Annotated in this window: 14 protein-coding genes; 10 read left to right on the plus strand and 4 right to left on the minus strand. The window is 39.2% G+C overall.

Going from position 1 to position 13,537, the window contains the following annotated elements:
- Positions 1-62: 62 nt before the first annotated feature.
- From hemE to V1500_RS05465, 7 genes are all read left to right on the plus strand, one after another.
- The gene (hemE, locus tag V1500_RS05435; protein ID WP_409304566.1) at positions 63-1,109 is read left to right on the plus strand and encodes a uroporphyrinogen decarboxylase; all 1,047 of its coding nucleotides are present in this window, start codon (positions 63-65) and stop codon (positions 1,107-1,109) included.
- Between the two features lie 51 nt (positions 1,110-1,160).
- Positions 1,161-2,099 (plus strand): ferrochelatase, encoded by a 939-nt coding sequence (hemH, locus tag V1500_RS05440; RefSeq protein WP_409304567.1) that lies wholly within the window; start codon positions 1,161-1,163, stop codon positions 2,097-2,099.
- A 222-nt stretch (positions 2,100-2,321) separates the two neighbouring features.
- Complete coding sequence (locus V1500_RS05445) at positions 2,322-2,717, plus strand: acyl-CoA thioesterase (RefSeq protein WP_409304568.1); 396 nt, start codon at positions 2,322-2,324, stop codon at positions 2,715-2,717.
- Positions 2,718-2,927: 210 nt separating this feature from the next.
- Positions 2,928-3,062 (plus strand): hypothetical protein, encoded by a 135-nt coding sequence (locus V1500_RS05450; RefSeq protein ID WP_409304569.1) that lies wholly within the window; start codon positions 2,928-2,930, stop codon positions 3,060-3,062.
- 184 nt (positions 3,063-3,246) lie between these two features.
- Positions 3,247-3,825: a TetR/AcrR family transcriptional regulator gene (locus V1500_RS05455; protein WP_409304570.1), complete on the plus strand. Its 579-nt coding sequence runs from the start codon at positions 3,247-3,249 to the stop codon at positions 3,823-3,825.
- 68 nt (positions 3,826-3,893) lie between these two features.
- A complete protein-coding gene (locus V1500_RS05460) occupies positions 3,894-6,107 on the plus strand; it encodes a YhgE/Pip family protein (RefSeq protein WP_409304571.1) in 2,214 nt (737 codons plus the stop codon).
- A 434-nt stretch (positions 6,108-6,541) separates the two neighbouring features.
- Positions 6,542-7,147, plus strand: a complete 606-nt coding sequence (locus tag V1500_RS05465; RefSeq protein WP_409305924.1) for a DsbA family oxidoreductase — start codon at positions 6,542-6,544, stop codon at positions 7,145-7,147.
- Positions 7,148-7,530: 383 nt separating this feature from the next.
- Here V1500_RS05465 and ndk read toward each other — a convergent pair whose 3' ends face one another.
- Entirely contained in the window at positions 7,531-7,992 is a 462-nt protein-coding gene (ndk, locus tag V1500_RS05470) for a nucleoside-diphosphate kinase (RefSeq protein WP_409304572.1), read from the minus strand.
- A gap of 778 nt (positions 7,993-8,770) precedes the next feature.
- On the opposite strand from ndk, the gene V1500_RS05475 reads away from it, so the two are divergent.
- On the plus strand, positions 8,771-9,169 hold the full coding sequence (locus V1500_RS05475; RefSeq protein ID WP_409304573.1) for a VOC family protein: 399 nt from the start codon (positions 8,771-8,773) through the stop codon (positions 9,167-9,169).
- Between the two features lie 201 nt (positions 9,170-9,370).
- Here the strand turns inward: V1500_RS05475 and V1500_RS05480 are convergent, their stop codons facing one another.
- Positions 9,371-9,847, minus strand: a complete 477-nt coding sequence (locus V1500_RS05480; protein WP_409304574.1) for a KGG domain-containing protein — start codon at positions 9,845-9,847, stop codon at positions 9,371-9,373.
- A gap of 180 nt (positions 9,848-10,027) precedes the next feature.
- On the opposite strand from V1500_RS05480, the gene V1500_RS05485 reads away from it, so the two are divergent.
- A complete protein-coding gene (locus V1500_RS05485) occupies positions 10,028-10,759 on the plus strand; it encodes a polysaccharide deacetylase family protein (protein ID WP_409304575.1) in 732 nt (243 codons plus the stop codon).
- A gap of 43 nt (positions 10,760-10,802) precedes the next feature.
- Complete coding sequence (locus V1500_RS05490) at positions 10,803-10,895, plus strand: YjcZ family sporulation protein (RefSeq protein ID WP_409305925.1); 93 nt, start codon at positions 10,803-10,805, stop codon at positions 10,893-10,895.
- 447 nt (positions 10,896-11,342) lie between these two features.
- Here V1500_RS05490 and V1500_RS05495 read toward each other — a convergent pair whose 3' ends face one another.
- Positions 11,343-12,401 (minus strand): ATP-binding protein, encoded by a 1,059-nt coding sequence (locus tag V1500_RS05495; protein ID WP_409304576.1) that lies wholly within the window; start codon positions 12,399-12,401, stop codon positions 11,343-11,345.
- Positions 12,402-12,906: 505 nt separating this feature from the next.
- Positions 12,907-13,218, minus strand: a complete 312-nt coding sequence (locus V1500_RS05500) for an ABC transporter permease (protein ID WP_409304577.1) — start codon at positions 13,216-13,218, stop codon at positions 12,907-12,909.
- Positions 13,219-13,537: the final 319 nt, after the last annotated feature.

Genomic DNA, 13,537 nt, shown 5'->3' on the forward strand with positions numbered 1-13,537 from the left:
TATTATGCTATTCTATGTAAAGAAATATATTGGTCATACAGGTTTTTGAAAGGTGGATATGAATGACAAGAGAATTTAATGATACATTCCTGAAAGCGGCGAGAGGTGAAAAAACAACCCATGTTCCAGTTTGGTATATGCGGCAGGCTGGCCGTTCGCAGCCGGAGTATAGGGCTATCAAAGAGAAATATTCACTGTTTGAAATTACTCATCAGCCTGAACTCTGTGCTTATGTAACAAGACTGCCGGTCGAACAGTATGGTGTGGATGCTGCAATCCTGTATAAGGACATTATGACACCGCTTCCGGCAATTGGAGTGGATGTGGAAATAAAGTCGGGGATCGGCCCTGTTATTTCCAACCCAATCCGGTCAATTGCTGACGTTGAAAGACTGGGTGAGATTTCTCCAGAGGATGATGTTCCCTATGTCCTGGATACAATCAAGCTATTGACGGCGGAACAGCTTAGTGTACCATTAATCGGTTTCTCGGGTGCTCCTTTTACAATCGCTTCCTATATGATAGAAGGCGGACCTTCAAGGAATTATAACAAAACAAAGGCTTTCATGTATTCCGAACCAGAGGCATGGTTTGCGCTAATGGACAAACTTGGTGATACAATCATTACATATGTAAAAGCTCAAATAAAAGCAGGGGCAAAAGCCATCCAGATTTTTGATTCCTGGGTAGGTGCCCTGAATGTAGCGGATTACCGGACATTTATCAAACCGGTTATGCACCGTATCTTTACTTCTTTAAAAGAGGAAAATGTTCCATTAATCATGTTCGGAGTTGGAGCAAGCCACCTGGCACTGGAGTGGAATGATCTGCCGCTTGATGTAGTAGGTCTCGATTGGAGATTGCCAATTTCTGAAGCAAGACGGATTGGTATCCAAAAGACAGTTCAAGGCAATCTCGACCCAGCAATCCTTTTATCATCATGGGAAGTAATAGAAGAAAGAACGAAAGCTATTTTAGATCAGGGTATGGCACAGCCTGGCTACATATTTAACCTTGGCCACGGGGTTTTCCCGGAGGTAAACCCTGAAACATTGAAGAAGCTGACAGCCTTCATCCACGAATATTCTGCTGCCAACAGCAATGGATGAAACAAAGTCCATAATCAACATAAAGACGGAATTGCAAAAGGAGTGTAAGTAATGGTCAGAAAGAAGATGGGCCTGCTTGTAATGGCCTATGGAACTCCATATAAGGAAGAAGATATCGAAAGATACTATACTCATATACGCCACGGCCGACGGCCCTCAGACGAATTGCTGGACGATTTAACGAACCGCTACAAAGCCATTGGCGGACTTTCCCCGTTGGCAAAAATTACAGAGGCACAAGCAAAAGGCCTGGAACAAAAATTAAACTCTGTCCAGGAAGAAATCGAGTTTAAAGCGTATCTTGGGCTTAAGCACATTGAGCCGTTCATAGAGGATGCGGTGAAACAAATGCATGAGGATGGCATCACAGAGGCCGTAAGCATCGTGCTTGCTCCGCATTTCTCCACATTCAGTGTTAAATCATACAATAACCGTGCTAAGGAAGAAGCTGAAAAGGTTGGCGGCACCCTCTCCATCACATCTGTTGAGAGCTGGTATGATGAACCGAAGTTCATCAAATACTGGGCAGATCAGTTAAATGAAACATATAGCAATATGCCTGAAGAAGAACGCGAAAATTCTATTCTGATCGTATCGGCACACAGCCTTCCGGAGAAAATCCTTCAGCTTGGGGATCCATATCCAGAGCAATTAAAGGAAACGGCTGATCTAATTGCAGAAGCTGCTGGAGTCAAAAATTATGCGATTGGCTGGCAAAGTGCGGGCCAGACGCCTGAACCTTGGCTTGGACCGGATGTCCAGGATTTAACAAGGGACTTATTTAACGAGAAGGGCTATAAAGCTTTCATCTATATCCCGGCAGGCTTCGTTGCCGAGCATTTAGAAGTGCTTTATGACAATGATTATGAATGTAAAGTGGTTACTGAGGAAATAGGGGCAGCGTATTACAGACCTGATATGCCAAACACCCACCCTGACTTTATTGATGCCTTGGCCACTATTGTATTAAAAAAGCTTCAGAAACAATAAATTTGTTAAAAACACTGTTCATTTTTTGGACAGTGTTTTTTTATTGAAAGGCTTTTTATTGTCTAGAAATCAAAATATTGCATCTATTACTAAAGGAGAGCCTTGTAAACAAAGGTCCGCAGTTTTTCTTTTTTAGGAACAAGAAGGATTTTTCAAGAAGATAACGAAATGTTCTTTGAAGTGGAGGTCATTGGTCGATCATGACATAAAGGAGCTGCTTGAATGTATGTAACTAAGATTGAGCCGCGTGTCTCGGAGACAGATGGAGCTGGCCATATAAATAACACGACGATTCCTATCTGGTTTGAAGCCGGCAGGAATGAAATTTTCAGGTTATTCACACCGGATCTCAGCTTCAAGAACTGGAAGCTTGTATTGGCAAACATGAATGTGGATTTCGTTCGCGAGCTGTATTATGGAAAGGAAGTTAAGATCCATACGTGGATTGGACGTATTGGGAACAGCAGTTTTGTGGTGAAAGAAGAAATCTATCAAGAAGATATGCTGTGTGCAAGGGGCACTGCAACTTATGTGAATTACGATTTGAAAAGGAAACAATCCCAGCCGATTCCCGATGAAATACGGGATATATTACAAACTCATATGATGGAAAACTGACATATTAAGCAAAATACTTTCTATACATAATAACCTGTATGATACGGGTCGGATGGCGGTTCAGGTTACCATTTATAAGGCAGAGGATTTTAAATATAGCTTATTCCCAGAGTAATACTGCGGCTCTCCGAAAGAAAATTAATGATTGTCCTAGCCGGGATTATATTATGCATTTATAGAAATGATAAAAATAGAAAAGGTGGTAAATAAATGGGGAGAAAAAGTAAGTTGGCGGCACTAAAGGGGCAGGAAGAAAGCCGTGTTAAGGAATTTATGTTTACTTTCATCCTGAATATTTGTTTTTTTTCTTTCGTGGCTGCATTGATATTAATTTTTATTACATAGATTTACATACTTAGAAAAACAGTAATCATTTAGAGAGAAGCAGCCTTTTATCAGGGGAGTCGCAGTGCTTTATTTGCTTTGGTGGTTAGGGAAAGTCCCCAATTGCATTCTTCCCTTCTATTTGATATGATATTTTCGTACTTATTGACTAATTCATTCAAATAGTCATTAATGAGGTGATGTGTTGTCGGTCGATCGAAAGAAATTAATAGTGGAGGCAGCTACAAAGTCATTTTCGCAATTTGGATACAAGGCTACTACTATGGACCAAGTGGCTAAAATAGCTAATGTCGGAAAAGGTACCATATACACTTTTTTTACAAATAAAGAAGAACTATTCAAGGAGATCGTAGAGGGACTCATTGAGGAGATGAAAAAGAAAGCAGAGGAGGCCTTTAAATCCGAGCATTCTTTTGTGGAAAATGTTCATAATGCCATTTATAGCATTCTTGAATACCGCCTGGAGCATCAATTCACGATAAAGATGATGCAGGAGGAAAAGGAAATAGGAACACCAGCCGTTTTGCAAATGGTAAGGGAAATGGAAGCCGCCATCGTTTCCTATATTAAAGGCAAGGTTGCTTTGGGAGTCGAGAAAGGAGATATCCTTCCCTGTGACCCGGAACTTACTGCCTTTCTGATATTGAAAATATACATTGCACTCATATTGGACTGGGAGAAAGAACATAAGCCATTGTCAAAAGAAGAGATTGCTGACATATTTGAGCGGTATTTATTTAAAGGATTATCCAAGGAACATTGAGGTTCCTTATTTTTTGCAACAAATGACTAAATGAACAAAATGGTCATTTGTTTTAGAGGAGGATCATAATGGGTACTAATACATTTATAAGGGAAATAAAGGCAATCTTCACAAATCGAAGGCTTTTAATCCCCATTATTGCCATTTTATTTATTCCAGTGATGTACAGCGGTATGTTTCTTTGGGCGTTCTGGGATCCATATAAACATTTAGAGAAGCTGCCCGTTGCTGTAGTCAATGCTGATACAGGGGCAGAAATGAACGGCAGGAAGCTGCAAATTGGCAAGGACTTCATTGATAATTTAAAAGAGAGTAAGCAATTTAATTTTAAGTTCCTTAATAAGGGTCAAGCGTATAAGGAGCTTAAAAATCAAAAGTATTATTTGGTTGTTGAAATCCCGGATGACTTTTCCAAGAATGCGACTACATTAATGGACGAGCATCCTCGCAAATTAGAGCTGAAATATGTACCAAATGAAAGCTACAATTTCCTGTCTGCCCAGATTGGCGATAACGCCATGCAAAAGATTAAAGCGGCATTGTCCGAAAAGGTTACAGAGACATATGCGCAATCTATATTCGAAAATATGTCCAAAATGGCGGATGGGTATCAGACAGCCGACCAGGGGGCCGGAAAATTAACATCAGGCATTAATGAAGTAAACAAAGGTGCCGAATCCTTACAGGAAAACTTGCAGTTGCTTGCTAAGAAACAAATTGAATTTAGCGAAGGAACAAATAAGGTGTATAATGGCTCGGCACAATTGGAAAGGGGAGCTGCACAGCTGGCTGCAGGCATGGGCAAACTCACCGATGGCCAAAAGCAAATTTTGGCTGGTGCCCAAAAAACCGAGGGTGGAGCCGAATCGCTTAATGGTGGCATAACGGAGCTTCAGCGTGGGTTGAATGAGGCTGCTGATAAAACGGGAACCATTGCTGACGGCACTTCAAAATTATATGCAGGGGCTAAAGACCTTACTGGTTATTTGAATGAGCTTCACTCAGGCACACAACAGCTTGCAAAAAGTACAGCCGATGGTGCAGAGCAGGCAAAGGCAAACATGGACGAATTGAAGAAAAAGCTGGAGCCTGTATTAAGCTCGATGTCTGGAGCCCAAAAAAACGAACTTTTGGCGCAGTTGAATCAATTTGTGGCTCAATCGGAAGCACTGAAGAATCAAACAGCAATGCTAAATAGTAAGACAGGGGAAATTGCCGCGGGTTCAGCCGAGCTGCAAAAGAATATTTCTCAGCTTGCTGATGGCCAAAAGGCCCTTAATAATGGCGTACACGAGCTGGAGCAGGGCGCAGGCAATTTAGAGGCCGGATCAAATGAACTGGTGTCAGGTCAAAAAGAACTCTCCGCAGGTATAAAAACCTTTGGAGAGAAACTAAAAAAGGCAAGTGACGGAGCAAATGCCGTTGCAGAAGGTGCAGCCAATCTTACTGACGGAGCGAAACAGCTAGAGGGCGGTTCAAAAGCACTTGCAGATGGTTCAGATAAGCTATCTAAGGGTTCCGAAAAAATCTCCGCAGGAACAAGTGAATTGGCAAAGGGTTCTACGGAATTCAAGGATAAAATTGCCGTTGCGGCAAAGGAAACGGAAGATGTAAAAGCTGGTGATGAAACGTACGATATGATGTCTCAGCCGGTCAAAGTGGACAAGGAGAGTATAAATAAAGTTCCAAACTATGGGACAGGCTTTGCTCCATATTTTATCTCTCTTGGTTTGTTCGTAGGTGCATTAATGGTTTCAATCGTATTCCCGCTTCGAGAACCTGCTGGAGAGCCAAAAAGCGGATTTAGCTGGTTCATAAGCAAGTTTGGAGTTATTGCCGGCATAGGAATGATTCAAGCTCTTGTGGCATGTGCCGTCCTGATTCTTGGACTGGGAATCGAGGTACAGAATGTTCCATTGTTCATTGTTTTTTCTGTAGTCACAAGCCTGGTATTTCTTGCCCTGGTACAATTGCTTGTAACAGCCTTAGGTGATCCTGGAAGGTTTATTGCCATTATCGTGTTGATCTTGCAATTGACTACAAGTGCAGGGACATTTCCAATCGAGCTAATCCCGGAAAAACTTCAGTTCTTTCATAAGCTTCTGCCGATGACTTATTCTGTCAAAGGATATAAAGAGGTTATCTCCAGCGGAAATATTGGAGCGATGTGGGAAAATGGCTACATCTTACTAGGGTTCATGGCGGCATTTTTGGCTCTTACTCTATCCTTCTTTACCATTCTGCACAAAAAACGCTATTTGCGGAACAACGAAAATGATTAAGTCTGCTAGGAAGGTATATTTCCAGAGATAATAGAAAATAGACAATGACGGTGTGCCTAGACGCACGCCATTGTCTATTTTATGAGAATAATTAATCAAAACATTTTGGACTAAACAGAGGAGATTAAAAAGTTGTGTGAACAGTTAATAAAGAATAATAGACAATAGATTTTTTTGCTGTATCGCAACATATAAGTGAAGTGGAAATGGAGGGGAAAGTGTCAGGCTTTAAATTGCAGATGCATCCCTGCAGAAGAAAAGACAACACAGAATCAAATCGCGTGTAAAATAAACACCCAACCCCTATACTATAGGAGAATAACCTATTGGAGGGATAAACTATGCATATCGAAATGTGGACTGATTTTGCTTGACCATTCTGCTATATTGGCAAAAGGCGTCTGGATGACGCTATAAAGCAGATTGACCATCCAATTGAAGTAACTTATAGATGCTTCGAATTGGATCCGACGATGGAGCGGGACATAAAAGAGAATATGTACGAATTGTTAGCTAAAAAATATGGGATGAGTATTGCCCAGGCGAAAGCAAATACGGCAAACATGGTGAAAATGGCGGAAGAAGTGGGCCTCGAATATCAATTGGATACCCTGATTCTGACGAATACCTTCGACGCTCATCGTTTGACCATGTACGCTAAGCAACACGATTTATCGAAAGAAATGACCGAACGGATTTTACGTGCCTATTTTACTGAATCCAAGCATATTGGAGACCATGAAACATTGACGGAGCTGGCTGTTGAAGTCGGTTTGAATCGGGAAGCTGTTAAAGAGATGCTTGCGAGCGACGGTTTGTCCGAGGCGGTGCGCGCTGATGAACAAGCAGCGAGACAGTATGGCATTACAGGTGTCCCGTTCTTCCTGATTAATAAAAAATATGCCCTTAGCGGTGCCCAGCCGACTGAGGTATTCGTTCAGGCATTGAAAAAGATCATTGCAGAGGATGAAATAACCGTTCTAAATGGCCAGGACGGAGCAATCTGTGATGACGAAGGATGCGAAATTCCTAAAAAGTAGCAAAAGCTTACTCAATACTCATTAACCTATTAAAATAAGAACTAGTATCCTTTCTGCATATGGGATCCTAGTTCTTTTTATATCAAGGTAATTTTAAGAAATTCTATTGTACTTTCCTAATGTGACTGCAAACAATACGGCCCAATTCAAGTTTGAATCCAGTCCTTGGACAAGGCCGTAAGTTACCAAGGTATTCGTTTCACACAAAAAACAGTTTCAATAACCAGTTACGAAAATGATGGGGGTTACTTAAGAAAGAGGAATAATCTTGGATCCGTATGTATTTCCTATTTTTTGGTGTTATTAAGTCAAAAGAGGAATACTATGCCGGAAAAAGTAAATCCCCTTAACATTAGTTGTAAGGGGATGTGCAAATAGAGTTTTTAAACAGACTGGCGATCTTCAAAGGGAAACTCATCGTCCAGGCTGCGCTTTTGCAATAAACCAAAGAAATTTTCAATTTCCCGTTCGGCACTTAATAGAGAATCGGATCCATGGATTACATTCTCTTCTTTTCTAGAAGCGAAATCGCCGCGAATGGTTCCTGGCATTGCTTCAGATGGACTTGTTTTTCCAATCATAAGTCGAGAAACCTCAATTATATTTTCCCCTTCCCAGACCATGGCAAATACAGGGCCGGAAGTAATAAAGTCGACCAGTTCACCGAAAAATGGTTTCTCCCTATGTTCCATATAGTGATATACTGCTTTATCGCGGCCCACTGTCATAAGCTCTGCATGTAACAAGCTAAATCCTTTTTGCTCGAAGCGTTTGATTATATCTCCAATTAATCCTCGTTTCACTCCATCAGGCTTAACCATGATAAAAGTGCGTTGTAAACTCATACGATTCACCTCTTCGTAATATAGATATGTACTCAGAACATCAGTAATAAAAGCTGGTTCTAGTTACTATCCATTATGGGAAGATATTATAGATTTCAAACCATTCATCAATGACAGAAGATAAAAAACAGCAATAATCTCAAGGATATCTTTAATGAATAGAGGCGTGTATTTGTATTAATTGTGTGTAAAGCAGGATTTCAATGGTGATTGCCGTAATTTTTAAATGGAGGTTATTCGATTGATACGGCTGCATATAAGTGTTTATTTCAATCTAACTGAAGCAAAGGGGAGGGACAGGTTTTATTAACGAAAAATCAAGATGACGAGGGCTATTATTATCCTTTCCCGGGGGCGGGCAGGAACATGGAGAAACAATTCTTAAAGCATTGATTGATAAGAGAGTGTGTCGAAGAAATTGGCTGTGAGGTGAAAATCGGAGAATTGCTCCCTATACGGGAATACATAGGAAAAAAATCACGAACATTCTTCATCCGATTTTCATGTTCACGAGGTTGAGTATTATTTTGTCTGTAGTTTGGAAAGTGAAAAGGCCAGGGAAGCTACTAATCCTGACAGCGAACAAGTGGGAGTAGAATGGATATATATTAGAGATTTGCAGCAAAGGATATATCCCAAAAAACTAAGATGATGCATAATTAACTATTTTGATAATGTAAGGTCTCCAATATATTTAGGGGATATTCAATTCTTTTGAGGTGTTTCAGTGTGAAAAATAAAAACAAATAATACAGCATATTTTAAGGAGTGGTTTTTTATGGTTTTCGAACTGACTTACCAAATCCGCGTTACTGATATAATGGAAGGCCAGAAGTGGTATGAAATATTTTTAAATAAGGCACCTGATTTTATACCCCATGAAGGGTTTGCAGAATGGGAGCTTATACCTGGTTTTTGGCTGCAAGTTGCTGAAGGGACAGCTTCTCAAGGAAGTGGGCCGCTCCGGTTAGGAGTTAAGGATTTAAAAGCCGAGCAGGAAAGATTATTTAGTGAGTTACACATTGAAGATTTTGAAGTGTTTTCGCGAGAAGAAGTTCCCGTAAAGTGGGGAACGTTTACTGATCCCTGGGGAAATTGCATTGGCCTGTTTGAATACATAGACAAAGAAGAAGAAAAACGAAGGATCCAAACAATTCTGGGGAGAGTGGATGTGTAGTTATCATCTTAACAAGCGAGCTTTTACGCAAAAGGATAATGCGAGACACATGACCGGCATAGCTGCTGGGCAATTAATCTCAGCTTGTTCAGACTGAAGAAGAAACTATCTGGTGGGTCCTCGAAATAATTTATAGCAGTATTTTACCGCAAATAGAAAAGAGAGAAGATATTCTTCTCTCTGGCATTTCCTTCATATTAATTAGTCATCCTCACGCCGCTGTCTGGCCCGTGCTTCTCCGCCTTTGCGGCCAGCTTCTTCCCTGCTCATTTTTCCGTCGCTGTCATCGTCCCGCTGCTCAGCCCGGGCGTTTCCACCCTTTTCACCTATTTCCTGATAGAATTCTTTATCATGATTTTCAGAGGTGGCTTCCCCGCCTTTTCGTCCAATCTCTTGATAAAATTCCTTATCATGATTTTCAGAGGTAGCTTCTCCGCCTTTTCTTCCTATCTCTTGATAAAATTCCTTATCGTGAGTTTCGGCAGTGGCTTCTCCGCCCTTGCGGCCAATTTCCTGATAAAATTCTTTACCGTGTTTTTCAGCAGTAGCTTCTCCGCCCTTACGGCCAATTTCCTGGTAGAATTCCTTGCCATGAGTTTCGGCAGTAGCTTCCCCGCCTTTACGACCTGCTTCTTCCACTGTCATTTTTCCGTTTTTTTCCTTATCATTTCTAGCCATTAGCGATTCCTCCTTTTGTTTTTTAAAAATCTGTTTGGTACTTTATTCCCGGTTTGGTAACATTCAAACCTGTCTTACTTGATTGGTGTGGGTAGAATGAAATAGATTTAAGATAATAAATTGCCTATTGTGGAACAATATATTGGGAAAACATAAAGTGGATGTAAAGTGAGGAGTTTGATGAAAAACGCTGTATGTGTAATTTGTTTGATAAGCTTAATTTTTCCTTCACATGTATTTGCTGAACAAAAAATTCCTATTTTAGTGTATCATTCGATCGACGAGTTTAAAGGGCAAGGCTCAAAGGAATTATTTGTAACTCAGGAAAATTTCGAAAAGCAAATGAAATATTTACGAGACCATGGATTTACCTTATTGACGTTTGAGCAGTGGCGAGACACTTATAAAGTAAATAAACCCATATTCATTACCTTTGATGATGGTTACAAAAACAATCTGAATGCGTATGCAATCTTTCAAAAATTAAAAAACAACCGTTTCCAACCAACTGGTACTATTTTTGTTATTTCTGACTTTATTGGCCGTACCAGCCGATTGTCGGCAACGGATTTAAAAATGATGGCTGATTCAGGTATCATGTCCATCCAGTCTCATACAGCGACGCATCCTGACCTGACGAAAATAAACAATTACAAATATGAGTTGAAACAGTCGAAAGATAAAATTCAAAAGACTACAGGCAAGCCAGTCATTGCTCTATCCTATCCATACGGAAATACTAATGACAAGGTCATAAAAGAGACAAAGAAATACTATTCATTCGCTGTTACAACAACTCCAGAATTATTTTCCGAAAAGGGCATCAAGAATGAATTTTATTTGCTGCCACGGATCTATGTGAAATATTCGACTACTCTTGAACAGTTTGCAAAGATAGCTGCTGGACAATAAAGCCGCTTATTATTAGTGATGGTATAACAGTATAAGCAAATGGATATGGGGCGGATTCGCTTTAATCGTAGTACTATTCATTTTACTAATCATTGTAGGTGGGGCTTGCATCATGGGCGGATACAGCGGATACTGATCAACATATAACAAGACCAGCCTTTCAATTGGTCCATCGCCTTTTAAGGGGCTTTTAATTTGCGCACGAAAAAAAGCCATCCTGGAGGGATAGCTCTTTCCGCAGGGTATTTGATTCAGAGGCTTCACAACGTCTATATAATTATACATTGTGTTACATTATGATGACCCCAGACATTATTGTTTTAATGTGACCAATTTGGACAAACAATCTTGCAACGGCTGCACTCCGAAGCTTATAGCTTTCAATATTAAGGGTACGCTAGCCCTTATAATTTCATGTTGCCCCTAGTGTTGGTTATTTATTTTTTGGAGGACTTACCAAAAATACTGGCTGAAAGCCAAGATTCCACGGATTCTTTAGTATTGCTCTAGACAGGCTTCCATTCAGGAAGGACACAGGATAGATAAATGCCGTATTCAATTCATTGTAAAATTAGACTATGTTTTAATGAAGTGTTTTAGGTAAAATGATTTTTGCTACAGTTCCAGCACCTAAATCACTATTAATTTCAATCGTACCTTTGTGCAAATCAATAATGCGTCTGCAGATCATTAATCCTAAACCAGTTCCTTTCTCTTTGGTTGTATAAAATGGTTCAAATAACCTTTTTATTCTTTCGTTTGAAATTCCGGAACCTCTATCTATGATTTCTATCAAATACTTTTCTTCAGGTATATTATTTAGTGATATTTTTATGAATTCACTAGTATCAGAGGATGCTTCAATAGCGTTTTGTATAAGATTAATTAGTACTTGTTTTATATGATTAGGATCACATTCGGCTGTGATAGGAGATTGAGAATCGAAGTCTATCCTAATGCCTTTTAAATTAGACTGAGGTTCCATAAATTTAATAACATGTGAAATCAATGAGTGGATATGGGTGCTTCTGACTTCCATATTTTCCTTCGGTTTTGCAATAAACATAAATTCATTGACGATGTTATTAATTCTATCTAATTCTCCCAGCATTATGGAAAGATATTCTTGTAAATCCTCATCTTCTACACGTTCCATGATGATTTGCGTAAAACCTGTCAGGGAAGTTAAGGGGTTACGAATTTCATGAGCAATTCCAGCAGCCAATTCCCCTACTATTGATAATTTTTCCATCTCACGAATTTTGGTTTCATTTCTTTTTTCATTTGTAATATCGATTGCAGTTCCATTCACCCGAACAACTTCCCCATTAATGATCAAAGGGTTGAGCGATGCAACATAATGGAAGCCGTTTAATTCACCATCATAATTGACTGTTTCACCATTCCATGCCCTTTCATAATAGCTATTTTTCTGTGTTGCAACTTTTTTTGATAAAAAGTCAAATAATGTTTTACCGACGACCATAGAAGGTGACAGATTTAATTTTTTAATAAAATCACCTTCAATAAATGTGTGAATATAGTGATTTTCCTTTTTTATGAATTTAAAAACAAAACCGTTCCTTGGTATATGATTACGGTAATCAATGTTGTTCCAGCCATTATTATGAGTATTTTGCATCTGTAGTCACCCTTAGAAACATTTTATTAGTAAATTCTACATATTTTGTCAAATTCCTTTTAATGGCTTGAATCTTGTTTCTTATGAAAAAAACAAAAGTTTTAGTATTCAAAGATACAAATGCCCGTTGTTATATTTAATAATTTATAAGTCGTTATATACTTAAACTGTTACATTATTAGAAATTGATTAAAGGAGTCCCTTTCATGTATCACATTTTATGGTGATGAGAATATTCTTTTTATAAAGCGGCACTTTAGAGCGACTAGATAGCCTAAAGAGAACAAATGAAATATGTCAGAATAATATGGATAATGTATCCCTTAATTTTCTATAAGATACAAAAACATTGTCCCCTCAACCTAAAACGGAGCGTAATTGAAAAAGCGGATGAGCCAAATGGGCGCGCCCGCTTTTTTACTGTCTTTTTTTCTTTGTAATGGCAGTGGCTGAAATTAAAATTCACCCGTGGTTTTCTTTACAATATAAGGGAGATGGCGCTTAGCTATGACTTTTTTCTAAAAAGTTCAGCTATTAGGGAACCAAGACCTATTAGAACATAGATAATTCCATTGCCTGCAATTATTAATCCGATAAATGCAGCCCCGAAACCTGCTCCTTCACCGCCCTCGGAACTTTTATCAATTTGCAGAAAAATTGCACCCGCTGTAAAAGCGATGAGCGGAGCAACAACGATGATAATTATGCCTGACCAAATAAAGTTCAGTTTATTGGATTCTTTGAAATGTATAGCCATTGTATTTAAGAGCAAGAGCGATACTAAGATGACTAACCATATAAGACCATCACCAGACATATAATCCCCCTATAATTAGTATTCTTTAGTTGATTTTACCGTAAATTTACAATTAGGGGCTTCTGTTTAATGAAATAACATGAGTTTCTGCAATCAATATATTCAATAACGAAGATCAGTTAATTAAGGTAACAAAAGTGGCAGACGGTACGATGGCAGCAAGGTACCCTTATGATTATCGCTGGCTGCGCATAAGCAAGACTATCGGTACAAAGACTAAATATTATGTTCATTTACTGTTTCATTTAGTATATCTGCCGGATAATACATGGTATTAAGACAATAATAAGATGGATTATCGGCAGTAGAAAGCGACAAA

Source organism: Peribacillus sedimenti, assembly GCF_046237635.1.
In the GTDB taxonomy this organism is placed as follows: Bacteria; Bacillota; Bacilli; order Bacillales; family DSM-1321; genus Peribacillus; species Peribacillus sedimenti.